Below are 24,962 nucleotides of genomic sequence, written 5' to 3'. Positions count from 1 at the left end.
CATTTATGAATGACTCAGTTAAGGAGTTTATTCTCCATAATGGTCTAACTGTATGGATCTCTACTGACTCATCTGATTCTAAAGTGTTTGGGCAGGTGGTGGTAAGGGCTGGTGCTAAGGAGACCCCTAATAGTGGCGTAGCACACTATTTTGAGCATATTATGTTTAAGGGAACTCAACGAATTGGCACGGTGGATTATGAGCAGGAAGCACCTATTCTGAAGGAGATAACCAAACAATATTCAAAGCTACAAACAGCTAAAAATAGTGCCGAACGGGAGAAGGTGCAAAGCAAAATTAATGAGCTTAATATTGAAGCTACAAAGTATGCCATCCCTAATGACTTCAATCACCTGATCTCGAAGTATGGAGGGAGTGGGCTGAATGCTGGCACATCGTACGACTATACTCTATTTTACAACTCGTTCTCGCCTCAGTATCTGGAGCATTGGTGCGAGCTGAATAGTGAACGGATGATTGCTCCTGTATTTAGGCTCTTTCAAAGTGAGTTGGAGACGGTCTATGAGGAGAAGAATATGTACTCCAATAATATCAGTACAGAACCGATTCAGAGAATTATGGAGCGCTTGGCAGCCCCCCACCCTTATAGATATCCTATTATCGGTAGTACAGAAGCTCTGAAATCGCCCGATATTCGTGCGATGGAAGAATTTTTCAGGGAGTACTACTATGCCGAGAATATGGCTTTGATCTTGACCGGAGATATCAAGGAGGAGGGGTTGCTACCTCTGCTTGAGCGGACTTTCGGAAGAATCAAATCGGGTGGTCGGAAACCTCTGCAACTCCCTCAGCCCATGCCTTTTGATGGACACGAGAAAATGACCATAAAGGTACCTATCCCATTTGTGAAGGGGCTGGGGTTCATTTGGCACACGGTACCCAATAATCATCCGGACCAGGTAGCATTGTCCTTGGTACAGTCTCTTTTGAATAACGATGGCAAAACGGGTCTACTGGATAGGCTTACGATTGATGGAAAGGTGATGGAGGCAGCGGCTATCAACTTTGCACTCAATGATATGGGGCTGTTTGGGGTCTACATCATGCCAAAGTTGCTCCAAAGCTCTTATCTAGTTAAGAAAAGAGTCCAAAAGGCGATTGAGCAAATTAAGAGAGGAGATTTTAGCATTCAAGCTCTGGAAGAGGTGAAACAATCGCTGTACAAGGCCAACCTCCTACAATTAGAGTCGAGCGAACAAAAAGCTAAGCTTCTTTCGTCACTTTTTGCACAGAATGAAACGTGGAGTGACCTGATGAGGGAATTGGATTTGCTTAGCTCAATAAGCAAGGAAGAGGTGGTGGAGGTGGCACAAAAATATTTGGACGGCAACTATCTGGAGGTTAAGAAGCAAACTGGAAGATATGCCGTTGAAAAGCTACCAAAGCCTCCCTACCAGCCCGTGAAAGCACCGAATCAAGGTGCGAAGTCTGAATTTTCACGACACCTAGAGACGCTAGAAATCCCGAAGCTACCTATGAAGTATTTGGACTTCAAAAAGGATGCGGAGCAGAGGGATTTGTCGGCAAATGATCTGGTTCGATTATATAAGGTGGGTAATGAGATTAATGATCTTTTTTCTCTCGATTTGCTCTTCTTCCGTCAATCCTATTATCACCCACTCCAAACTTATTTAGAGCAATATTTGGATTTAGTTGGTGGAGCCGAAATGAGTGCACACGAGCTAAATCAAAGGTTACAAAGTTTGGGGGCGACTATCACCTATGAGTCCAAACCTAGTTTCTTCTGTATTCGGATTTCTGGATTTGACCACTACCTTAGTGAGACAATAGCACTTGTTGGCTCCATTTTGAACGATATAAAGGTAGAAAAGCCTCAGATTAAGAAGCTAATTGAGGCAAGGAAGATTTCAGATAGAGCGATAAAGGCTGATATCACGGAGCTCTCAAAGCGACTATTGGACTTGGCAAGATATGGAGAAAAGGCACCTTACAAGGCAGACCTTTCACTGTCTAAAATAAAGCAGCTGAAAGCCCAAGATATGGTGGAAGAGTTTCACCATCTACTACAATCAGAACTGGATATTCACTACACTGGAAAGCTAGAGATAGAGAAGGTCGCCTCTTGCATCAAGAGTAGCTTCAATCTAGATGCCATATCAGAATGTGGAGAGGGCTACTTTTATGTGCCCTCTGTCCTCCCATCTGGCAATCGCATTCTACTCCACAATGAGCCTAGTGCTACTCAAGTAGTCATAAAAGGGTATCTACCTATGGGAGTACTATCGGACTATGAAAAGAGTATTCTCAGAGTTTATTCGACCTATCTAGGCAGTGGAATGAGCTCACTCCTATTTCAAGAAATCCGTGAGTATCGTTCTTTAGCATACAGTGTAAGTAGTTTTACAAGTTTTGCCCCCCACTCTATTCATGACGGGCAAACGGATTTACTAGTATACCTAAGCACGCAAACTGATAAGTTGCTAGAGGTCATTGAGCTTCTCAATAAACTGATACATAGAAGTCCTGATGACCCTAATAGACTTGAAATAGCTATAAATACCCTGCGGAGCGATGTCCGAAGCACTTACCCAGCAATGAGGATGAAGAGCCGAACAATTGCTTCTCATATACGTCAAGGCTACAATAAGGATATTGCTTTGATTATTGAGGATAACCTGAAATCAATAACCCTACAGGAGGTTCTTGACTTTCATATAGACAAGGTTATAAAGTCTCCTATCACACTGTCGATGATAGGAAATATTGACGATAAGATGGTTGCTCAACTTTCTGAGAGCTTTCAAATCACTAGAGTTTCCAAAAAACATCTATTGTAGAACACTGTCTTTTGAGGGGCATCTTTGCAGAGACGCCAGTTCGAAACAAATAAGATGGGCATATCTGGCTTTTCGCTAGATATGCCCATTATTCACTTAGTGATCAGCTATTTATCTATCAGCGTAGCGCTTGTTGATCTCATCCCAATTGATGATCTCCCAAATCTTAGATAGATGCTCTGGCCTACGATTCTCGTAATCTACATAGTAGGCATGCTCCCATACATCAGCACACAAGAGTGGAGTTAGGCCATCCACTACAGGGTTACCTGCATTGGTGTACTTCCCAATAGAGAGCTTACCGCTCTTGTCAGCAGAAAGCCAAGCCCAACCGGCTCCAAAGAGAGAAGCTGCATCAGCTTCAAATGCCTTCTTAAACTCCTCTAGTGAACCCCACTTCTCCTCTATTGCCTTAAGAAGCTCTGCCGATGGCTTACCACTTCCCTTAGGGGCAAACTGTAGGAAGTAAAGATTGTGATTAAGGGTTTGACCAGCATTATTGAATATACCGCCCTCAGACTTCTTCACGATATCTACGAGCTCCATATTAGCAAACTCAGTACCTTCAATCTGCTTATTTAGATTGTTTACATAGGTCTGTAGGTGCTTACCATGGTGAAGACCTATAGTCTTCTCACTAATCACTGGCTCTAAAGCATTAGGCGCATAAGGTAGTTTTACAAGTTCAAACTTCATAATTTTCTCATTTATGTTATTATTAAGTGATAGCATCAACGATTTCTGTTTCGGTTAGCTTCCCTAACCAGCACAGAAAAAGTCATAGCTTATTATATCTGTCTCTAATGGTATAACAAATGACTACAGAAAAGGTTTGCCAAAACAATGCGAACCCTCAAAGCTAGATCAATATGCTGTGAGAGTTCGCATAAACCATCAGTCACTTATATCAGAAGTAACTGAATGTGGTTGATTCTAAAACCACATTACTTCTTTTTGTTGAGGTCAAGAGCAGCACCTGGCTTGAAGCGCACTACCTTACGAGCAGCAATCTTCATCTTCTTACCCGTGCGAGGATTCACACCCTCACGAGCTGCACGCTCAGTAACAGAGAATGTACCAAAACCAAGGATAGCTACTTTTTCACCCTTCTTCATCTCTTTGGTAATTACCTCGATACCTGCATCTACAGCCTTTTTGGCATCAACTTTAGTAAGCTCTGCTTTTTCAGCAACAGCTGCAATAAATTCAGTCTTATTCATAATTTCAACTATTAAAATGTAAGTGTATAATAACTTCTATTAATTTCTAACTCTTAAGAAATAGATACCAAATAATCCCTCTAGACCTACTACTGCATGAGCAATACCACGGCATCTAATCTTTCGCTTTCAAATATAGAGCAAATATTTGATATATTGATTAGTTCGGTATATTTTTAGATTATTTAATTATCAGGGTTGTTTTTGATAGATATCATTAGTCTGAAATATATAACAGGACATCAATGATTGCGTGGATGATACTGTAATATCTCATTTCTAAGAGTAGACCTATCCAAATGGGTATAAATCTCTGTAGTGGATATATCTGCATGACCAAGCATATCCCTTATGGCTTGCAAGTTGGCACCACCCTCTAAAAGATGGGTTGCAAATGAATGTCGCAAAGTATGTGGGGATATTTTCTTTTTCAAGCCAACTTGTTTAGCCAGGTCTTTGATAATCATAAATATCATCTGTCTACTGATTCCTGTCCTTACTCTATTCAGAAAAAGGTGATGCTGATAGGGCGGTTTTGGAATAATGGCTTGCCGTATTGGTAGATATTCATTAATTCGCTCCACAGCACTCTCCGACATAGGCACTAATCGCTCCTTAGTTCCTTTTCCTACCACTCTAATGTACCGCTCCTCCAAGAAGAGACATGAAAAAGTTATATCACACACTTCAGAGACGCGAAGCCCACAACTATATAATAGCTCCAAAATGGCAGCATTTCTAACGCCATGCGGTGTGCTAAGGTCAATAGCAGATAACAAGCTATCAATCTCCTCTACAGTTAAAACCTCCGGAAGCTCACGGGCAACCATCGGACCTTCAAGCGACTCTGTAGGATTATCCGTAACAATCTCCTCTAACTCCAAGAAGCGATAAAAACTCTTGATACCACTAACTATGCGTCTAAGACTCTTTTTGCCAAGCCCTAGATCTACGAGATAGGAAAGGAATTGCTCCAAATTATCATAGGATAGGTCCAAATACCTCTTGCCTATCATATCACTAAATTCAAGGAGGTGCTTGACATCATTTTCATAGCTTTGGATGCTATTGCTTGCCAAGTTTCTCTCTAATAGGAGGTACTCATAGTAGTCCTCCAATATTTCGTCCTTTAGTATCATTTCTTTATCCATAATTCAAAGATAACAAATAATCAATACACTCTCAATACCGATTCCCGAATTATCGAGTGTGCTAGATTGAGTGGAATTGACTAACTTTGCATATATGATAAGAACGCAATCTATTATTGACACACATAAAAGATGCAGCAAAGTAATTACCCATTATTAGATACAATAGACTCACCCGACGATCTAAAAAAACTGCCCCTCACAGACTTACCCAAACTCTGTGAGGATATTCGGTGCTTTCTCTTAGAGACGTTGAGCAAGGTTCCTGGCCATCTAGGAGCCAATTTCGGTGTAGTTGAACTGACTGTGGCGCTTCATTATGTGTTTGATATTCCCCATGATGAGATAGTATGGGATGTAGGGCACCAGTCATACGTACACAAGATACTAACGGGTCGAAAAAAGGATTTCTCTACGCTTCGCCAATGGGGAGGTATAAGTGGCTTTACCCACCCTAATGAAAGTCGGTACGACTCATTTATATCCGGTCACGCTTCCAACTCCATTTCAGCCGCCTTAGGAATTGCTATAGGAGCATCACTGCAAAATCAAGAGAAGAATGTAGTCGCTGTTATTGGAGATGGTGCCATGACCGGTGGCCTAGCATTTGAGGGACTTAATAATGCCTCCAACCACCCCAATAACTTACTCATTATACTCAACGACAACCATATAGGTATTGACCCCATCACTGGTGGACTCAGTAAGTATTTGGTTCGAATCAATACGAGTAAAGTATACAATAGCCTCAGACATAAGGGGTATCAAGGATTGAAGAAGCTTCGGCTTATCGATGACTCTAAGAAGAGAAATTTACTCCGCTTCAATAATAGCCTGAAGGCACTCATCAATAATGATAAGAATCTCTTTGAAAGCTTCAGTATACGGTACTTTGGACCTACTGATGGGCACGACGTGGTTGAACTAGTTAATACCCTCAGAAGCATTAAAGACTTCAAGGGTCCAAAGTTACTTCACCTCAAGACCATCAAAGGCAAGGGCTACAAACCTGCTGAAGAGAGTGCTGTGGTATGGCATGCTCCAGGTCCCTTTGACCCAAATACAGGTAAGAGGAATGTGGCACCTGAGCTTCCCGACACCCCACTTAAATACCAAGAGATTTTTGGGCAAACCCTCCATGAGCTCGCAGAGATGGATGAGCGAGTAGTAGGTATCACCCCTGCCATGATTTCGGGTAGTTCCTTTAATTTTATGCAACACGAGTACCCCAATCGTGTCTTTGATGTGGGTATTGCAGAAGGCCACGCCGTAACATTTGCTGCTGGCCTTGCACTCAAAGGGGAGATACCATTCTGCAATATTTACTCTAGCTTTCTACAGCGTGGATATGACGAGGTAATCCACGATGTAGCGATGCAGTCAGCCCCAATCATTCTGTGCATAGATAGAGCTGGGCTCGTCGGCGAGGATGGGATGACACACCAGGGAGCTTATGATATTGCCTATCTCCGCACCATTCCTGGCCTCACCATCATGTCGCCTATAGATGAAAAAGAGCTCCGCCAGATGATGTTCACAGCCTACAAGCATCATAAGGAAGGACCATTTGTGATACGTTTTCCAAGAGGAAAGGGTGCTTGCAAAGATTGGAAAGTGCCATTTTCGGAACTAACTCTTGGCAAGTCCATAGAGCTCACAACTGGAGAAAAGGTAGCATTTGTATCCTATGGACCAGTAGGCAATGAAGCCAAACACGCTGTAAAAGAGCTAAATTCTCTCGGATATCACCCAGGACATGTCAATCTCCGTTTTGTAAAACCTCTAGATACAGAGATGCTTGACTACTTAGCCGAGAAATACGACACCATTATCACGGTCGAAGATGGCTCATTGGCAGGTGGCGTAGGTAGTGCCCTACTAGAATATTATGCAGATAAGGGAACTCCTATCCGTATTAAAAGAATAGGCATACCAGATCAGTTTATTAAGCAAGGAGCTGTGGCTCTTCAGTATCAATATGTAGGCTTGGATGCTTCATCACTTATTGATACAGCTATCCAGATGTTTAAGTAATAACTTATGAAAATATTAATTGTTGGAGCCGGAGAAGTAGGCACTCACCTAGCTGAGATGCTATCACACGAGGATCATGATATTGTGCTCCTCGATTCAGAGCCTACCAATCTAGACTTTGTCTACAATAACAGGTTGGAGATTATGCCATTCGTAGGGTCTCCGATTTCCTTCAAGGATCTAAAGTCAGCAGGTGCCGAAAGGACCGACCTATTCATAGCTGTAACCCCAGAGGAGTGCGACAACTTAGTTGCTTGCCACATGGCTAAAACTATGGGCGCCAAAAAGACCTTAGCCAGAATTAATAATAGCGAATACCTGCTCCCTAATTATAAAGAGCACTTTACCAACCTTGGGGTGGATGATATGATCTATCCCGAACAGCTAGCCGCCCAAGAGATTGTTAGTAGTCTTAGTCTACCGTGGGCCAAGCAATATTGGACCATCTTTGATAAGAAACTAGACCTCGTTGCAGCTCGAGTGACTCCCTCCTCCCCTCTCGTTGGGAAAAAGCTGATCAATCTCTCAGACTTTGAGGATAAGGTGATGCATATTTTGGCCATTGTACGGAATGGCCATACCATCATACCACGTGGTCAGGATGGCATTGAGGTCAATGATGTCCTTTACATCACTTCTATGCCCAAGTACCTCGATCAGGTGAGGAACTTCTGCGGGCAGGATAAGCTAGAAGTGCATAGAGTCATCATCATGGGCGGTAGTAGAATCGCCCTCAAAACGGCTCAGCTACTCCCTGATGATCTGAACATCAAGATTATAGAGCGAGACTATGATAAGTGTATGAAAATCTCCGAAGTGGTCGCCGATCATACCCTCGTCATTCATGGAGATGGCAGGGACCCCGACCTATTGGTCAATGAAGGGATCAAGAAAACCGATGCCTTCTTGTCCCTCACCAGTTCATCGGAGAGCAATATGCTCGCCACCCTCAATGCCAAAAGGCTTGGGGTACCCATCTCTGTTTGCCAAATAGAGAATCTCGACTACCTCGACATAGCCAATGAGATGAAGATAGGCAACCTCATCAATAAAAAGCTGATTGCCGCTTCCGTCATATTCAGATACCTACTCAATATTGATATCTCCAATGCCAAAACCCTATCCATAGGGCAAGGTGAGGTGCTCGAAATAAACGTACGTGAAAAGTCATTAGTCACCACCAAGCCGGTGATGGAACTTAATTTACCACAAGAAATTACCATAGGCGGCTTGGTGAGGGATGATCAAGTAATACTCGTAGAAGGTAAAACTCAGATTCTAGCTGGCGATATGGTGATGGTTTTCTCCCAAAACGCCTCTCCAAAGGATCTGAATAAGCTTTTTGGATAGTTCATACGATATGCCATTCATAGATCACAACGAATACGAAACCAAGCGAGGCTTCAACTACAAGTTTGTCGCCCTCGTGCTAGGGCTACTCAGCCTATTCCAAACCATCTTCTTACTGATATGCCTGGGCGTCTCCTTGCACTATCATGATGATGGATTCAAAGCACTCCTCACCACCATTGGCCTTAATTTCGTGGTCGGATTGCCTCTAGCACTCTATGGAAAAGGACAGAATAGCTATGATACAGGGCGAAGAGAGGGTATGGTCACCGTAACCCTTAGCTGGGTATTGACATCTCTATTGGGTATGATGCCCTACCTATTAGGCGGCTTTATCCCCAACGTTTCAGAAGCCTTCTTTGAGTCCATGTCGGGCTTCTCGACCACTGGAGCCAGCATCCTCACCGATATCGAAGCACTCCCACGTAGCATCTTGCTTTGGAGAAGTATCACACAGTGGATCGGGGGCATCGGGATTATCGTATTTATTGTAGCCCTAGTCCCCTTCGCAGGAGAAAGTGCCTCCGTAGTTTACGACCACGAGACCACCGGCATTACCCACGACCGTTTTGTGCCCCGCATCGGCGTCATGGCGAAGTGGATCATGTTTATCTACATCATTCTATCCATCCTTTGTGTACTCCTATTGTGGGCTGGTCCCTTTACATTGTACGAAGCAGTTTGTCACGCTGCCACTTGCATCAGCACCGGAGGATTCTCGATTTACAATCAATCTATTGCCGAGGTTAATTCCGACTATATCATTATCGTCCTTACTATCTTTATGCTCTTTGGTGCCACCAGCTTCACCCTGATCTACTTCGCTACCGTTCGCAAAGAGCCCAAGAAGCTGTTCCGAGATTCAGAGTTCCGCTGGTTCATTTCCATCATCGTAGTCATCTCTATTGCCTCAGCCCTTTGGCTCTACTTCGGTGAATACTACACCTCTTTTCCTCAAGCATTGGAGCACGCTACATTTCAAGTAGTCAGCTTGTTCTCCACCACGGGATATGTGATTCAAGACTACAACTTTTGGGGGGCACCATTTTGGATCATTGCTCTATTCCTCATGTTTGTGGCAGGGTGTTCAGGCTCCACTAGTGGAGGGCTCAAGACCATCAGGTTCAGCATCCTCACCCGCAATCTCCTCAATGAATTTACCCGACGCACCCACCCCCAAGCCATTGTACCATTAAGGTATAACGGCACAGTGGTCAAGGATAAAGTGATCACACAGGTGTACAACTTCTTCTACGCCTACCTCACCCTATCCATTATCGCCACCTTTTCTATTTCACTAGAGGGCTACTCCTTTACCGATGCCGTATCCGCCTCCATCGCCTGCATATCCAGTTCAGGCCCAGGGCTCAGTGCCTTCGGACCTTTCTCCAATTATGCTAGCTTAGGCGACTTCAATACCTTCCTACTCGCCTTCTTAATGCTAGTCGGGCGCTTGGAGATATTCACCGTCATCACGCTACTACACCGTAGCTTTTGGAGAAACTAAATTAAAGAAATATATTACTATGGACTTACATGTAGAAGACATTAGAAGGGATTATAAAGTAGGTAGCCTGTCCAAAAAGGATATGCCCGACGATCCCATTAAGAAAATGGAGGAGTGGCTGGAAGAGGCGATCCACCAAAAAGTAATTGAACCTACCGCTATCATTGTAGCCACCTCTACCCCCGATGGGCACCCATCAACTCGTACAGTTTTGCTTAAGGAGCTAAAGAATGGGAAGGTTATTTTCTACAGCAACTACGAGAGCCGTAAAGGCCAACAAATCAACGCCAACCCACATGTATCGGTCACCTTCCTGTGGCATCAACTAGAGCGACAGATTCATGTAGAAGGGACCTGCCAACATGTGGCTCCAGAGGTTAGTGATGCCTACTTCAGTAAGCGACCCTATATGAGTCGTGTAGGAGCTCGTATCTCCCCTCAGAGTCACCCAATTCCAAATCGAGCATACATTGTAGCAGAGTTTGCGAAGGAAAGCCTCAAGTACACTGGTACTCTACGAAGAGTACCCAGACCAGATACATGGGGAGGGTTTGAAGTCACGCCCACTAGAATTGAGTTCTGGCAAGGGAGAGAGAGCCGACTTCACGATCGATTCCTCTACGAACTCCAACAGGATGGCACCTGGTCCCTCGTACGCCTAGCCCCTTAATAGGAGTTGCGTTATCGGACCAAAGTAGAAAGCCAATAAAAGGTCTCAAACGCTAATGTTTGAGACCTTTTTATTATGTGAATGAAATTGTCCTAGGGGGGTGTCTTTCAAAGGTGTAATGGGAGAATGTTTGCACGAAGTGCCATTCTCGCACATTTGCTTCAAATGTGCTGAGACTTTGCACGAAGGATGAGATGCAAGGCGCTGAGGATGAGGTGAAGGGAGCGTACTCACGTACGTGACCTAGGCCGAATTCCGAAAGTAACGAAGCAGATCGCCTTCGTGCAACAGTCTCAATAGAGTGAATAAAAACTCTTGCACGAAGGCCCATAAAATTGAGTTGCATCAAAGCAAAAGTTTAGTTGCAACTAAGCAAATGCCGAGATGCAACAAAGCAATCGCTTAGTTGCAACTAAGCAATCACCGAGATGCAACTAATCCTAACACTTGTATATATACCAGAAAATCAGAAGGTTAAAAATGAAGACACAGCACTGCAACTTATCCGTTAGTTTTTTCATAATAGTCTCTATTTACCTACTTCAAATTGAATTGGGGACTTGGCCTATCGTTCAAAGCTCTCTCCCATCAAAGCACAATTAATATAGGTAGTACCACCTTCCTCTCTCACACCATAATCTTCGTGAATATTCACTTCTTCAAAATTAAGATCGGAGCTAAGCGTGGCCTATCTCTGATTATCTCAAAGGCAAATCACTACAGGCATATTTCACTATAATTGAGCCCAGAGCCTTTTAGGCATTTGCTTCATATTTAAATAGTTAACATTGCCTGTTTGTTCTTTTTTGCGTAGGTTTGTAGGGAATGGTAATTGATAACTAATTATAAACCAGAAATTAAAATGAAAAAGAGATTCTTTAGTCTGTTGTTTTTTGCAACAGTGATTGCTTTCGGCAGCTGTACCGAAGAAAAGAGAGATGAAGCAAAGGCTGAGGCTCAGGAGGAGATACAGGAACTTAGAGAAGAGGTTAATGAACTACGCAGTGCCTTAGGAAAGAGAGAAAAAGTTGCAAAAAGAAGTGATATCAACTTCACTGACTATGGCCCTGAGTTTCTATCCCTAGATATTGAAGAATATACCGAGGAGAATACAAATTTCCGCACCACCCTATGGACAGGAGAGCAGATGCAGCTCACGCTGATGAGCATACCAGTAGGCGGAGATATTGGTGAGGAGATCCACACAGATATTGAGCAATTTATCCGTATTGAAGAGGGTAAGGGTGAGGTCTTTATCGGTGAGACACAAGAGACAATGAAATCGGTAACGAAAGTGGGTGGCGATGACATCGTAATCATCCCTAAAGGCGTATGGCATAACATCAAAAACATTGGTGATAAGCCGATGAAACTATACAGCATCTATGCTCCAGTAGAGCATCCAATGGGAACCATCCACGCCACCATGGAAGAGGGCCAAGCGCACGACCACTAAGTAGTACAGCTTTGTTCTACAGATAGATTAAAGGCTACACCCAAATTGAGTGTAGCCTTTATTTTTTCACTAATACTATTAAATCACAGATGCTCAGTAGTCATGACGGTGCCTTCTTTAATGGCTTAGGGGGAGGCTAAGAGTTCGGGGCAGTAGTAATAGTCTTTTCTTCATTCTGGGTTATTTGATAAGTATATTTCAGCATTTCGTTGCATCTCAGGGAGCTTTGCCCTTGTCATTGCTGTGCCATAAAAGAGGCGAGCGTAGTGCATTTCATCGAGCTTCTCGAGGTCCTTCCGCTCGAGGTGTAGGAGCTGAGGGAAGGGAGTGAATAGCGAGGAGGGGCGAGGGTGGTGGTTGTAAGGGCAAACATCTTGGCAAGTGTCGCAACCGTAAAAACGGCGTCCGAACCGCTGTGACAGCTCTTGGGGGATGGCGCCTCGGTGCTCTATGGTGAGGTAATTAATGCATCGGTGGGCATTCAGCCCCTCCTCCGTGAGTGCCCCTGTGGGGCATGCTTTCAGACACCTTCGGCAATCGTGGCACGATAGGGGCGAGGGGTGAGGGCTTTGGTCATTCTCTAACCTGAGGGAGGTCAATAATTCTCCAAGGAATAGGAAGCTCCCCACCTCTGGTACAATGAGATTGCGATGCTGGCCGATAAAACCTATCCCCGACTGCTCCGCCCAGTATCGTTCCAAGAAGGGGGCGGTATCGACCATTGCCCGATAGGTATGGGGCGCCACCTCGGTATGGATCCGCTCGGCAAGTCCCAAAAGCAATCGTTTCATCACCTTGTGGTAGTCGCGACCAAGAGCATACTTAGCCACTTTTGGAGCACTTGGTTCTTGTCTCTGAGGGGGGTAATAACTCACCGCCAAGATGATGACCGAGGAAGCTTCTGGCAGGAGTAGCTGGGGGTGCTGTCGTTGCTCCATATATCGCTCTAGGTAGGTCATACCAGCATGGTTACCGTGCGATAGCCAATCTTTGTACACTGCTATTTCACTATCCGAAACCATGGTAATAGGTACAAAACCGACCGCATCGACGCCCATCTCCGTGGCGATAGCTCGTATTTGGCTATTGAGCGGGTTCATTTTTCTTTAGAATGTCAACTCCAATCGATCATAAGCTGGGAAGACGCCCTCTGGGCACATTTTTTCGATCTCTTGGTGCGTACCAAAAGTATGGGCGAAGTGGGTGAGATAGGCTCTTTGGGGCTTTATCTCCTCAATGAAATGGAGTGCTTCTTGGAGGGTGATGTGTGCAGGGTGTTCATAGAGCCGTAGGGCATTGATCACGAGGGTAGGAATCCCTTTGAGTTGCATCATCGTCTCCTCTGGTAGCGTTTTACAATCGGTGATATAGGCCATATTATCGAATAGGTACCCTACAATAGGGAGCTTGCCATGCATCACTCGGATCGGCTCTACACGGCTCCCATCCTTAAGTACCAAAGGGGTACCTACCGTGACCTCGTGCATCACGATATGGGGTACACCAGGGTAGCGGTGATCTACAAAAGCGTAGGGAAGGCGGCGCATGACCGCCTGAATAACATTGTTCTCTGCATAGACAGGCACTTCGGGCTTGTCCCTAAAGAGTGGTCGCATATCGTCGACGCCACCGGTATGGTCGTAATGCTCGTGTGTGAGGAGGATGCGATCAAGATTGTGGCACTGCACGCTTAGTAACTGGCTACGGACATCTGGACCGCAATCGATCAGGATATCCTCGCCTCCGTATTGAATTAGTGCCGAAGCTCTATATCTCTGGTCGCGTGGGTCTTGTGAGGTACAGGTGTGGCAGTCGCAGCCAATTTCTGGTATCCCTGTGCTGGTTCCGGTTCCTAAGAAGGTGAGTTTTCCCATCATTTTATCTCCCTATATTTCCAATGCTTTCCTGTGCCCCACTCCGTACCATGCGCACCTCGGGGTGTAGCTCAATATCAAATTGCTTACGCACAGCCTCTATGATCCGCTCGGCAAAGTCTACCACTTCGTAGCTATAGGCATCGCCATAATTGACAATCACGAGGGGTTGCTGCGGGTAGGTACCTACTTTGCCTTCCCTTACCCCCTTGAGCCCCACCTGCTCGATCAACCAGGCGGCAGGAATTTTGAACTTCTCCTCTGGCAAAGCATAGTGCGGCATCTCGGGATTCTGAAGCATGAGGTGGATAAAGTGGGGTTTATCTACTATCGGATTCATGAAGAAACTACCTCCATTGGGGAGTACCTCGGGATCGGGCAACTTGCTTTCTCGGATACGAATCACCTCCTCCACAATCCTTTTCGGAGTGATGGAAGGTAGCTCACGCAGCGCCTGAAGGCCTGCATAATGAAGGTCGGGCTTTGGTAACTTTGAAAGCCGATAGTCTACTGCATAAATTACCTCGAACTGCTGTGCTTTCTCCTTGAAAATAGAATAGCGATAACCATATCGACACTCCTCGGCCGTCCAAGTACGCTCTTCGCCTGTCTCTAGATTGATGCTATGAACTGCCTCTATCACCTGAGATGCTTCTGCCCCATAAGCTCCGATATTTTGGACTGCCGAGGCCCCTACCTCACCAGGGATCAGGGCTAGATTCTCCAAGCCCCATAGTCCTTTTTCCGTGGTTTCAAGGACCAACTGGTGCCAGTTTTTGCCCGCTTCCACTCTTAGTAGTAGGGTCTCTTTATTCTCCTCCAAAAGCTCCACTTTGTCCCCTGAGTAGTGCAGCACCGCCCCCCTAAAGTCGCCAATAAAAAGTAGGTTGCTTCCCCCACCCTTGATCATCATGGGCAAGGTACGGAAATACTCGTCTCGAGATAGTTTCTGGATATCCTCTTTCGATTCGAGCTCAATGTAGAAACTCGCTTTGCAAGCCATTGCAAAGGTGTTGAGCTCCTTTAGTTCAAAGCCTTTATGTATCTGCATGATATTTATTCTAATGTTTTTTATTCTTATTTCTCACCTCCGCAAGTCTCGCTTCGTGTGGGTTATCGGCAGGTTGCCAAAAACTACTTCCTAGCAGAGCATCTGGAAGGTATTGTTGGGGCACGAAATGACCAGGGTAATCGTGTGGGTAGATATAATCTTTGCCATACCCCAGCTCCTCCATCAGCTCGGTAGGGGCATTGCGTAGGTGCATAGGCACCGGGTGGGCAGGATGATTCCGCACGTAAGCCAGTGCTTGGTCAATGGCTAGATAAGCACTATTGCTCTTGGGGCTACAGGCAAGGTAAATCGTCGCTTCGGCTAGAGGAATACGCCCCTCGGGCCACCCAATTTTATCCACTGCATCAAAAGCACTCTGGGCAATCAGAAGGGCATTGGGATTGGCGAGCCCTATATCCTCAGCCGCCAAAATCACCAGCCGTCGGGCAATAAAGCGGGGCTCCTCCCCACCCTCTATCATCCTAGCCAACCAGTAGAGCGCTGCATCTGGATCCCCTCCCCTCACACTCTTAATGAATGCCGAGATAATATCGTAGTGCATCTCCCCACCCTTATCATAGACGGCTGGATTTTGCTGTAGATAATGGGCGACCAACTGGTTATTGATCAATACCCGCTTATTTTGGTACGCATCGGGCATAGTGGTGAGGAGCTCCAAGATATTCAGAAGCTTCCGTGCGTCCCCACCGGAGGCGGCAAAAAGGGCATCTGTCTCCTGAATATCAAACTGGTACTCCTTCAGCACCACATCCTCCTTCGTCACCCGCTCCAAAAGTTGTTGCAACGCATGGGCGTCAAGCGACTTCAGCACAAAGACCCGACAGCGGGAGAGTAGTGGCCTAATCACTTCAAAGGAGGGATTCTCCGTCGTGGCACCAATGAGGGTGATGCTTCCTCGCTCCACAGCGTGAAGCAGAGAATCTTGCTGCGACTTGCTAAACCGATGTATCTCATCAATAAATAGGATCGGCGTCTTACCACCACCAAAGAGGCCACTTCGCCGTTCGTCAGCTTTCTGAATCACTTCACGAACCTCCTTCACACCTGCCGAGACAGCACTAAGCGTGAAGAAGGGAAGCCCCATCTGCTCACTGATGATATGCGCCAAGGTAGTTTTCCCTACTCCTGGAGGGCCCCAAAGGATAAAACTCCTCAACAGGCCACTCTCCAGCATCTCGTACAGGGGAGCACCTTTCGCCACAAGATGCTCCTGCCCTACATACTCCGATAGCTGTGTAGGACGCATTCTCTCAGCTAATGGTGCCAACTGATCGCTCATAAGCCACTTTCAAAAATTGATTCTTCTATCCCTATTATATTACCCTCCTTATTTTCAATCTGTAAATATACCTATTTTTTCAGCCAATAGAGAGAGGCTCCCCAAAAAAACGTGAGCGTAGGGCCTGATATAAGTGAGGGTGTGGGTATCTCCGCCTTTCTAAGTATATTTGCATTACAATGTGAGTTGAAGATAATAAACATGCGCATACATTCATAAAGATTACATAGTTAGTGGCTACAATAGCAGAGAAACCGCTGAGCAGCAAAGCGTATTACATAGCTTTCTGCATTGCATTATTACCGATATTACTGTTGCGTGATTTTACACCCTCTAACGAACTGAGGTACCTCAGTATCGCTGATGAGGCGTTGCGGAATGGCACTTTCTTCACGTTTTACAATCACGGCCTTCCCTATGCCGATAAACCGCCTCTTTACTTCTGGTGGATCATGCTAGGAAAATGGCTCTTCGGAACGCATCAGATGTGGTTTCTGACTCTGGCATCGATGATTCCGGCACTAATCACAACTCGGGTAATGGAGCGATGGGTGGCGCCCCATACGGACGAAGACACGAGCAAAATAGCTCGTATGCTGTTACTGACGGGCGGGCTCTTTACCGGTATGGTGGTGACGCTACGTATGGATATGCTGATGTGTATGTTCATCGTGTTATCGCTCCGCACATTCTATACGATGGCGAACTCTTCGGAAGTGGAAGGGCGACAACAGTGGGGAGGGTGGCTCTTTCCCCTCTATATTTTTCTAGCGGTATTCAGTAAAGGGCCCTTTGGGCTACTCATTCCACTACTTTCGACGATAGTCTATCTCCTCATTACGGGGCGTATCAGAGAGATGGGTCGCTACTGGGGTTGGCGTACGTGGGGGGTGCTGGTGCTCCTATTTGTGGCATGGTTTGGCTGTGTCTATGCCGAGGGAGGCAGGGAGTATCTCAACAACCTGGTATTCCACCAGACGATAGACCGTGCTGTGGACGCCTTTCACCACAAAGAGCCTTTCTATTACTATGGTCTCTCTATCTGGTATTCCATTGCACCTTGGTCACTTCTAGTGATTCCTCTGATGTTGGTGGCTGCTTTCAAAGGTGGCTTCAGGAGTGACCTAGAGCGTTTCTTTTTTGTGGTGTTTCTCACTACTTTTATTTTGCTTTCTTGTGTGAGCTCCAAGCTACAGGTCTACCTATTGCCTGCTTTTCCCTTTGTAATCTACCTTGGGGCGCTTAACCTTTCAAGGTTTAGTGGGCAGTTATGGGTACGACTATTATTTATCATCACGGCTGTTATTTTTATTTTGGTGCTTCCTCTGGTATGCTACTTTGCTCTTTATAATGCCGATACTGCCTTCCTCGATCATACACTCATTTACTTTGCCGCTGCCATCATGACGCAAGGTGGGGTGGTCGCACTACTGAATGCTTTTAGAGCAAATGGAAGCTTAGAGTCTGGCTTATGCGCCCTAGTATATTCTCTTACTTGCACTATCTTTTTGGCGGGCTGGGCACTGCCTTCAATCAATCCGTGGATAGGATACGGAGACTTGTGCCAAGAGGCGAATGAAATGGCTAAGGAAGTGGGTGCTGAGCATTATGTGGCTTATGGAATGCACCGGCCCGAAAATATGGATGCGTACCTTGAGCAACCGATTATAATAGTAGAAAAAGAGGAGGTGGAGACCATTTATGCACTTTCTAATGCTGTGGTGATGATGCCTGCTAATTATTTAGAAGAGCTGGGGAATGTGGAAGCAGAGGTCGTGGGACCGTATGCGATCATTAGATCGGACAAACTACAGCAAAATAGTAAATTAGATTAAGAAATAGAATGAGTGTGAATAAAACATCGGAATACGAACTGACCATCATTGTGCCAGTTTTTAATGAGGAGAGTAATATCTACCCGCTTGAAGAAAAGCTCTCGGCTTTTTTACCTGAGGCACTCTGCAAGAGCTGTGTGCTATTTGTGGATGATGGATCTAAAGATGGTAGCTTGGGTCGGATTCAGGAAGTTTGTGCTCGGCAGAGTGGCTTTTATTATTTAGCACTAGCAAAAAACAGTGGGCTGAGTGCTGCACTAAAGGCGGGAATTGATGCAGCTCAATCAACGTATGTGGGCTATATGGATGCAGATCTGCAGACGACACCCGAGGACTTCAACCTGCTTCTCCCCTATCGTGAGGAGTATCAGCTGGTAACTGGTATTCGGGCTAATCGTAAGGATACGGCATTCAAGAGGTTTCAGTCTCGTTTCGCCAATGGTTTTCGCAACATGATGACGCACGATGGGATGCAGGATACGGGGTGCCCACTCAAGATTATGCAGACTGACTACGCTAAGCGGATTCCATTTTTTACTGGGATGCATCGATTTCTCCCTGCCCTTATCCTTCTTCAGGAGGGGAAAATAAAGCAGCTGCCTGTTCGTCATTTTCCACGACTGCATGGGGAGTCGAAGTACCATCTTTGGAACCGTCTGTGGGGACCTTTTATGGATTGCTTTGCTTACCGTTGGATGAAGAAGCGCTATATTAATTACGAGGTTTCTGAGGGTAATTTTGAGTAACCTGCTTGTGAGGCGTTTGTAGGGAATGAGTAGTCATATTGCCATACTTTCGATCGGCTTCCTTGCGCAAGCTTTTTTCTCGGCGCGCACTTTGGTGCAGTGGGTTCTATCGGAGAAAGCGAAGAAGGTACTCTCACCCACTATCTTTTGGGTTCTGAGCCTTTTGGGGGCCTATCTCCTCTGCATCTACGGATGGCTCCGAAATGACTTTGCAATTATCCTCGGTCAGTTTATCTCTTACTACATTTACCTCGCCAATCTCAAGCTCAAAGGGGTATGGCAACGGCTCCCGAAGGTGGTAGGTTATCTACTATTGGCGACCCCTATTGTGGCAGTGGCGTTTGTAGCACAGAATGCATCAGAGTTTGTTGCACGATTTCTGCACAATGAAGAAGTGGCACTCTGGTTGCTGATATTTGGCTCGATGGGGCAGGTTCTCTTCACGCTCCGCTTTGTCTATCAATGGATCTATTCACAACGACGAAAGGAGTCGCAACTGCCAGCTGGTTTTTGGATCATTAGCCTGACCGGCTCTATCCTTATCCTGACCTACGGCATCATCCGAGCAGATGCGGTGCTGATTGTTGGGCAGATGTTTGGTGCAGTGGCCTACGCACGTAATCTTTGGATCATAACGCACGAAAAGAAGGACTAATAAAGGAATGAAGGTATTAGTGACAGGAGCAGCTGGATTTATTGGGGCTGCATTGGTGAAAGCTCTCGTGGCTGAAGGTCATGAGGTGGTGGGTATCGATAATATCAATGATTACTATGCACAATCCCTAAAATATGCTCGCCTAACCGATGCTGGCATTGACACCTCTAATATCGCTGAGGGGCAAGCTGTGATGAGTGCCCACTCACCTCGATATCGGTTTGTAAAGATCGATCTGACCGACCGCGTAGCAATGGATCGGCTCTTTGCTACACACCGCTTTGATGCTGTATGTAATCTTGCAGGGCAAGCGGGGGTACGCTATTCGATAGAAAATCCTTTCTCCTATGTGGATAGTAATGTCTATGGCTTTCTAAATATCCTTGAGAATTGTCGGCGTTATCCGGTACGGCACTTGGCGTATGCCAGTTCTAGCAGTATATATGGGATGAATGAGCAAATCCCCTACTCCGAAGAGGATAAGACGGATAGCCCAGTTAGCCTCTATGCAGCAACTAAAAAAGCCAATGAATTGATGGCTTTCTCTTATAGCAAACTCTACGGTATTCCAGCTACAGGGCTTCGTTTCTTTACAGTGTATGGCCCGTGGGGGCGCCCAGATATGGCCCCATTCTTATTTATGAAGTCGATTCTTGAGGGCAGACCAATTCGTGTATTCAATCACGGTAATATGCAACGCGATTTCACCTACATTGATGATATTATTGATGCAGTACTCTTGGTCTTGGCAAAACCATCTTCAGAGGAAGTGCCACATCGGGTCTATAATATCGGGCACTCTAGCCCTGTACAGCTAATGGATTTCATTAGAGTAATTGAGGAGGTGACAGGGCACCGAGCGATCATGAAGATGGAAGAGATGCAACCAGGCGATGTAGTTTGCACTTATGCCGATATAACCCACCTGCAGCACGATTTCGGTTTCGTTCCCCGTACCTCTATCCAACAAGGTATCCGCTCATTCTACCAGTGGTACCAAGAGTATACCCACCTATTCAAGTCCATGTAGGCTTTGCAGTAAGAAGATTTGGAGAATAATCAATTTAAGTGATATGGTGCAAACTGTCATTACATATATTATCATTGCCGTAGTGGCATTCTTAGTCTGTCGCTACCTTTGGAAAATGTTGAAGCCACCAAAGAAGGAGGTGCCAACAGCCTGTGCTGGTTGCCCACTAGCAGAGACTTGTCAGAAGGGGAAGAAAGAGCCAAGCGACGAGAAGGAAAGAAGCAAAGAGGCAAATTGTGCTACCAAGAGGAGCGATATCTAAGGAAAAAAAGTTATCTTTGATGCGAAGCTTAATTAATAATCTTATTCATGGCCGGCAGTTCATCTAAATTAGAGAGCGATGGACGAGGCTTTTCAATTAAAGGATATGGATAAAGAGAGATTTAAGGGGAGGGTAGATGGCAAGGAGGTAGCACTTTACACCCTCAGCAATGCCAATGGGATAGAGATAGATATCCTCAACCTTGGTGCTAAGATAGTAGCCATAAGGGTACCAGACCGTGAGGGAAAGAAAGTAGACATTGTGCTGGGGCACGACTCTTTGCAAGATTATATTGATAGTGAAGAGGCCTACTTTGGCGCTATCTGCGGGCGATATGCCAATAGGATTGCAAAGGGAAAGTTTGCCATCAATGGTAAGGAGTACTCATTGCTCATCAATAATGGACCTAATGCCCTCCATGGTGGCAAGAAGGGATTTAATAGCGTGGTTTGGACGGTAGAGCGGGCATCTGCTTCGGAGCTGGTGCTCTCCTACATATCGAAAGATGGAGAGGAGGGGTATCCAGGCGAACTCAAGGTGCAGGTGACCTATGGTCTCTGCCCTGTCACCAACAACTTTGCTATCGCTTACGAAGCAACCACCGACAAGTCAACAGTGCTCAACCTCACCAACCACGCCTACTTCAACCTCTCTGGAGAGGGCGATCCTTCGGTACACGACCACACACTCTTGATCAATGCAAAGGAGTACCTACCAACCGATGAGACAGCTATTCCCTACGGAAAGCCTGAAGCGGTAGCCGGCACTCCTTTTGATTTTATAGAGCCCCACCTTATTGGTGAGCGGATAGATACCGATATGGATCAGCTCAATTGGGCAAGGGGTTACGACCACACCTTTATCCTAGATAAACCGCTAGGTGAAATGGGACTTTGTGCTGTCTGCTCTAGCCCCAAGAGTGGCATAGAGATGAAGATTAAGACCGACCAACCAGGAATGCAGCTCTATACAGGCAACTGGATGAGCGGAAATATGCGTGGCAAGGGCGACAGCAGATACCCAGCACGCTCAGCAGTCTGCTTTGAGACACAACACTATCCTGATAGTCCCAATAAGCCAGAGTACCCCTCTACTCTACTCCGGCCAGGCGAGACCTTTAGAAGCCAAACTATCTTTAGCTTCAACACTATTGAGTAATATATTTATACCTTAATAATAGACTAATTCCAATGACAACAACAACTAAACAGACACAGCAAAACTACCTGGTGCCTTTTATCATCATGGTAGTTTTGATGGCATTGGTGGGATTGATTACCAATCTCAATCAGCAGTTCCAAGCCCCTATGAAGGCTGCTTACCTACTGCTAGGCGGTGCCAATGCCGACACACTAGCGACTTCTCTCAACTTCGCCTTTTTCCTTGCTTACCTAGTGATGGGACCAGCAAGTGCCAATTATATTGGCAAGAAAGGCTACAAGCCCGCCCTTCTACTAGGGCTGAGCATCCTCTGCATCTCATTTCTAATCTACATGAGCTCTGCATGGGTATTTGACAATGTAGATATCAATAAATTCCAAGGATTTATTGATGAGGCAAGAGGCATTGAAGACCTCACAAAGCAAGAGGGCATAGCTCCTGGTGACGCACTTCAGGCAGCCCAGACTCAAGCAGCTCTGACTGGCAACTTCCAAGTTCAAGAGGTGAACGGAGAGTACAATGGACTACTCTACACCAAGGGAATGGTGATTCCAGTGGCCTACTGGGTATTCCTACTAGGCTCCTTTGTGGCTGGTACGGCACTCACCTATCTACAGGCGGTGATCAATCCTTACATCGTTGCATGCGATGTAAAAGGCACTACAGGTGTTCAGCGCCAGAGCATTGCAGGTACAGGTAATTCATTGATGACCACACTAGGGCCAATCTTTGTAGCTTATGTGATCTTTAGTGGCAAGGACGGGCTAGATATTAGCCTCAATAGCCTATACATCCCCTTCCTAGTTCTCCTAGTGCTCGTAGCAGCATTGGCCTTCTCACTCACCAAGATTCACCTACCAGAGGTAGCAGGTGGAGGTGGCAAGAGTGAGCATCTGCGAGAGAGTGTTTGGAGCTTTAGTCACCTCAAACTAGGTCTGATTGCTCTATTCTGCTACGTAGGAGTAGAGGTGTGCGTTGGTGCCAACGTGGTACTATTTGCTCAGGGCGACCTCGGCTTTGCCCTTAAGGATGCTGCCTTGATGGCTTCACTCTACTGGGGTGGCCTATTGGTTGGCCGATTTGCAAGTAGCTTCCTCAACAAGGTGAGTGCACAGCTCCAACTATTGGTTGCAGCGTCGGGTGCCATCCTTCTGATTGTGCTAGCAATGATCACCAAGATACCTTGGTTCCTCTGCGGAGTGGGTATCTTCCACTCCATCATGTGGCCTGCTATCTTTGCACTTGCTATTGATGGTCTAGGCAGATACACCTCCAAGGCGTCAGGTGTGCTGATGATGGGATGCTTCGGTGGAGCTCTATTCCCAGTAATTCAGGGAATCCTCAAGTCTGCTATCGGAAGCTGGAACCCCACTTGGCTCTTTGTAGTACTGGGTGAGCTATTTATCCTTTACTACGCTATCTCCGGACACAAGGTAAAGAAAACAGATACAGGTGTCACCACTGAAATGTAATGAATATATGAGAGATATAGAATTTGTAAGGAGCCGTTTTATCAAGCACTTTGATGGCTCTACAGGATACATTTACTTTGCTCCAGGGCGAATCAATCTGATCGGTGAGCATACCGATTACAATGGAGGCTTTGTATTTCCAGGAGCGGTAGAGAAAGGTATTTTGGCAGAGATCAAGCCCAATGGGACCCAAAAGGTAAGGGCCTACGCCATTGACCTCAAGGACTATGTAGAGTTTGATCTCACTGATACCGAGGCCCCCACCGCCAGTTGGGCAAAGTACATTTACGGCGTTTGCAAAGAAATGGAGAAACTAGGGGTAGAGGTAAAAGGCTTCAACACCGCCTTCTCTGGCGATGTGCCTCTAGGGGCAGGAATGTCTTCATCAGCAGCATTGGAAAGCTGCTATGCTACTGCGATCAACGAACTATTTGGTGAGAAGAAGATCGAAAAGATGGAGCTTGCCAAAGTGGGTCAGCGTACCGAGCACCACTACGTAGGGGTAAAGTGTGGCATCATGGATCAATTTGCCTCTATCCACGGCAAGGAGGGGGCACTGATGCGTCTTGACTGCCGCAGCATGGAGTATAAGTACTTCCCTTTCCACCCAGATGGGTATAAGTTGGTGCTACTCGATACTGTAGTGAAGCACAATCTTGCTGATAGTGCCTACAACGACCGCCGCCACTCTTGCGAGCGTGTGGTAGAGGTAATCCAGAAGGATCACCCCAAGGTAACCTTCCTAAGAGATGTATCTATGGAGCTACTTGAGAGCTACAAGGGAAAGGTATCGGACGAAGATTATATGCGTGCAGAGTATGTGGTGGAGGAGATCCAACGCGTACTGGACGTTTCGGAAGCCCTTGAGAAGGACGACTACGAGACAGTGGGCAAGAAGATGTACGAAACGCACAAAGGTATGAGCCAACTCTATGAGGTGAGCTGCGAAGAGCTCGACTACCTCAATGAGATAGCCATGGAGTGCGGAGTAACTGGCTCGAGAGTGATGGGTGGTGGCTTCGGTGGCTGCACCATCAACTTAGTAAAGGAAGAGCTTCAAGACCTCTTTGTAGAGACTGCCAAGGAGCGCTTTGCCAAAAAGTTTGGCCACGAACCTAAGGTATACAACGTGGTTATCTCCGACGGTGCTCGCCGCATCGAGTAACCCTTTACCCCACGATCATTAGTTTAAGGGCTTGCCAATCACTAATTTGGCAAGCCCTTATTAGAGAATGTTGTACGAAGAATGAGATGCCATATTTCGTAAAGTAGACGATGGTTCCAAGCAAAAATTGTAGTGGGAGGAGGTGATTATCTTGGTAGTATTGGATATTCTTTGTAAATTTGCCATCGCACTCAAATGAGTACA

Annotated in this window: 21 protein-coding genes; 14 read left to right on the top strand and 7 right to left on the bottom strand. The window is 45.9% G+C overall.

Features of this window, described 5'->3' with window-relative positions; translation table 11 throughout:
* Positions 1–5: 5 nt before the first annotated feature.
* Positions 6–2,819: a M16 family metallopeptidase gene (locus tag HMPREF3027_RS04905; protein ID WP_070707399.1), complete on the top strand. Its 2,814-nt coding sequence runs from the start codon at positions 6–8 to the stop codon at positions 2,817–2,819.
* Between the two features lie 111 nt (positions 2,820–2,930).
* Here HMPREF3027_RS04905 and HMPREF3027_RS04900 read toward each other — a convergent pair whose 3' ends face one another.
* The 3 genes from HMPREF3027_RS04900 to xerA form a co-directional block, all read right to left on the bottom strand.
* Entirely contained in the window at positions 2,931–3,515 is a 585-nt protein-coding gene (locus HMPREF3027_RS04900) for a superoxide dismutase (RefSeq protein WP_021902684.1), read from the bottom strand.
* Positions 3,516–3,763: 248 nt separating this feature from the next.
* Positions 3,764–4,057, bottom strand: coding sequence for an HU family DNA-binding protein (locus HMPREF3027_RS04895; RefSeq protein WP_288171408.1), 294 nt, complete (start codon positions 4,055–4,057; stop codon positions 3,764–3,766).
* A 224-nt stretch (positions 4,058–4,281) separates the two neighbouring features.
* Positions 4,282–5,190 (bottom strand): site-specific tyrosine recombinase/integron integrase, encoded by a 909-nt coding sequence (xerA, locus tag HMPREF3027_RS04890; protein WP_083317516.1) that lies wholly within the window; start codon positions 5,188–5,190, stop codon positions 4,282–4,284.
* Between the two features lie 132 nt (positions 5,191–5,322).
* Between xerA and dxs the strand changes: the two genes are divergently transcribed.
* The 5 genes from dxs to HMPREF3027_RS04865 all read left to right on the top strand — a co-directional run bounded on the left by dxs (position 5,323) and on the right by HMPREF3027_RS04865 (position 12,207).
* Positions 5,323–7,224 (top strand): 1-deoxy-D-xylulose-5-phosphate synthase, encoded by a 1,902-nt coding sequence (gene dxs / locus HMPREF3027_RS04885; protein ID WP_070707395.1) that lies wholly within the window; start codon positions 5,323–5,325, stop codon positions 7,222–7,224.
* A gap of 6 nt (positions 7,225–7,230) precedes the next feature.
* Positions 7,231–8,574, top strand: coding sequence for a Trk system potassium transporter TrkA (gene trkA, locus HMPREF3027_RS04880; RefSeq protein WP_018028198.1), 1,344 nt, complete (start codon positions 7,231–7,233; stop codon positions 8,572–8,574).
* 10 nt (positions 8,575–8,584) lie between these two features.
* Positions 8,585–10,081: a TrkH family potassium uptake protein gene (locus tag HMPREF3027_RS04875; RefSeq protein ID WP_070707393.1), complete on the top strand. Its 1,497-nt coding sequence runs from the start codon at positions 8,585–8,587 to the stop codon at positions 10,079–10,081.
* A gap of 19 nt (positions 10,082–10,100) precedes the next feature.
* Positions 10,101–10,751 carry a pyridoxamine 5'-phosphate oxidase gene (gene pdxH, locus HMPREF3027_RS04870; protein WP_070707391.1) on the top strand — a complete coding sequence of 217 codons (651 nt, stop codon included), beginning with the start codon at positions 10,101–10,103 and terminating at the stop codon, positions 10,749–10,751.
* An 862-nt stretch (positions 10,752–11,613) separates the two neighbouring features.
* On the top strand, positions 11,614–12,207 hold the full coding sequence (locus HMPREF3027_RS04865; RefSeq protein ID WP_083317515.1) for a cupin domain-containing protein: 594 nt from the start codon (positions 11,614–11,616) through the stop codon (positions 12,205–12,207).
* 170 nt (positions 12,208–12,377) lie between these two features.
* Here HMPREF3027_RS04865 and queG read toward each other — a convergent pair whose 3' ends face one another.
* The 4 genes from queG to HMPREF3027_RS04845 are packed head-to-tail and all read right to left on the bottom strand — an operon-like array spanning position 12,378 to position 16,432.
* Positions 12,378–13,307 (bottom strand): tRNA epoxyqueuosine(34) reductase QueG, encoded by a 930-nt coding sequence (gene queG, locus HMPREF3027_RS04860; protein WP_070707389.1) that lies wholly within the window; start codon positions 13,305–13,307, stop codon positions 12,378–12,380.
* Between the two features lie 6 nt (positions 13,308–13,313).
* Complete coding sequence (locus HMPREF3027_RS04855; RefSeq protein WP_083317514.1) at positions 13,314–14,084, bottom strand: MBL fold metallo-hydrolase; 771 nt, start codon at positions 14,082–14,084, stop codon at positions 13,314–13,316.
* A 1-nt stretch (position 14,085) separates the two neighbouring features.
* Positions 14,086–15,132 (bottom strand): UDP-N-acetylmuramate dehydrogenase, encoded by a 1,047-nt coding sequence (murB, locus tag HMPREF3027_RS04850; protein ID WP_070707387.1) that lies wholly within the window; start codon positions 15,130–15,132, stop codon positions 14,086–14,088.
* Between the two features lie 10 nt (positions 15,133–15,142).
* On the bottom strand, positions 15,143–16,432 hold the full coding sequence (locus tag HMPREF3027_RS04845; protein WP_070707385.1) for a replication-associated recombination protein A: 1,290 nt from the start codon (positions 16,430–16,432) through the stop codon (positions 15,143–15,145).
* Between the two features lie 314 nt (positions 16,433–16,746).
* On the opposite strand from HMPREF3027_RS04845, the gene HMPREF3027_RS04840 reads away from it, so the two are divergent.
* The 8 genes from HMPREF3027_RS04840 to galK all read left to right on the top strand — a co-directional run bounded on the left by HMPREF3027_RS04840 (position 16,747) and on the right by galK (position 24,758).
* The gene (locus HMPREF3027_RS04840; protein WP_246830532.1) at positions 16,747–18,267 is read left to right on the top strand and encodes an ArnT family glycosyltransferase; all 1,521 of its coding nucleotides are present in this window, start codon (positions 16,747–16,749) and stop codon (positions 18,265–18,267) included.
* A 14-nt stretch (positions 18,268–18,281) separates the two neighbouring features.
* On the top strand, positions 18,282–19,013 hold the full coding sequence (locus tag HMPREF3027_RS04835) for a glycosyltransferase (protein WP_070707514.1): 732 nt from the start codon (positions 18,282–18,284) through the stop codon (positions 19,011–19,013).
* Between the two features lie 25 nt (positions 19,014–19,038).
* Positions 19,039–19,668 (top strand): lipid-A-disaccharide synthase N-terminal domain-containing protein, encoded by a 630-nt coding sequence (locus tag HMPREF3027_RS04830; protein WP_070707383.1) that lies wholly within the window; start codon positions 19,039–19,041, stop codon positions 19,666–19,668.
* Positions 19,669–19,675: 7 nt separating this feature from the next.
* Positions 19,676–20,698: an NAD-dependent epimerase/dehydratase family protein gene (locus HMPREF3027_RS04825; protein WP_070707381.1), complete on the top strand. Its 1,023-nt coding sequence runs from the start codon at positions 19,676–19,678 to the stop codon at positions 20,696–20,698.
* Positions 20,699–20,741: 43 nt separating this feature from the next.
* A complete protein-coding gene (locus tag HMPREF3027_RS09530) occupies positions 20,742–20,960 on the top strand; it encodes a large conductance mechanosensitive channel protein MscL (RefSeq protein ID WP_141756230.1) in 219 nt (72 codons plus the stop codon).
* Positions 20,961–21,065: 105 nt separating this feature from the next.
* Positions 21,066–22,118, top strand: a complete 1,053-nt coding sequence (locus HMPREF3027_RS04820; RefSeq protein WP_083317522.1) for an aldose epimerase family protein — start codon at positions 21,066–21,068, stop codon at positions 22,116–22,118.
* A 32-nt stretch (positions 22,119–22,150) separates the two neighbouring features.
* A complete protein-coding gene (locus HMPREF3027_RS04815) occupies positions 22,151–23,593 on the top strand; it encodes an MFS transporter (RefSeq protein WP_070707377.1) in 1,443 nt (480 codons plus the stop codon).
* Between the two features lie 7 nt (positions 23,594–23,600).
* On the top strand, positions 23,601–24,758 hold the full coding sequence (gene galK / locus HMPREF3027_RS04810) for a galactokinase (RefSeq protein WP_070707375.1): 1,158 nt from the start codon (positions 23,601–23,603) through the stop codon (positions 24,756–24,758).
* The last annotated feature ends 204 nt before the right edge of the window (positions 24,759–24,962 follow it).

The organism is Porphyromonas sp. HMSC077F02, assembly GCF_001815465.1.
GTDB lineage: Bacteria > Bacteroidota > Bacteroidia > Bacteroidales > Porphyromonadaceae > Porphyromonas_A > Porphyromonas_A somerae.
This window is presented reverse-complemented; position numbering and strand designations above follow the sequence as displayed.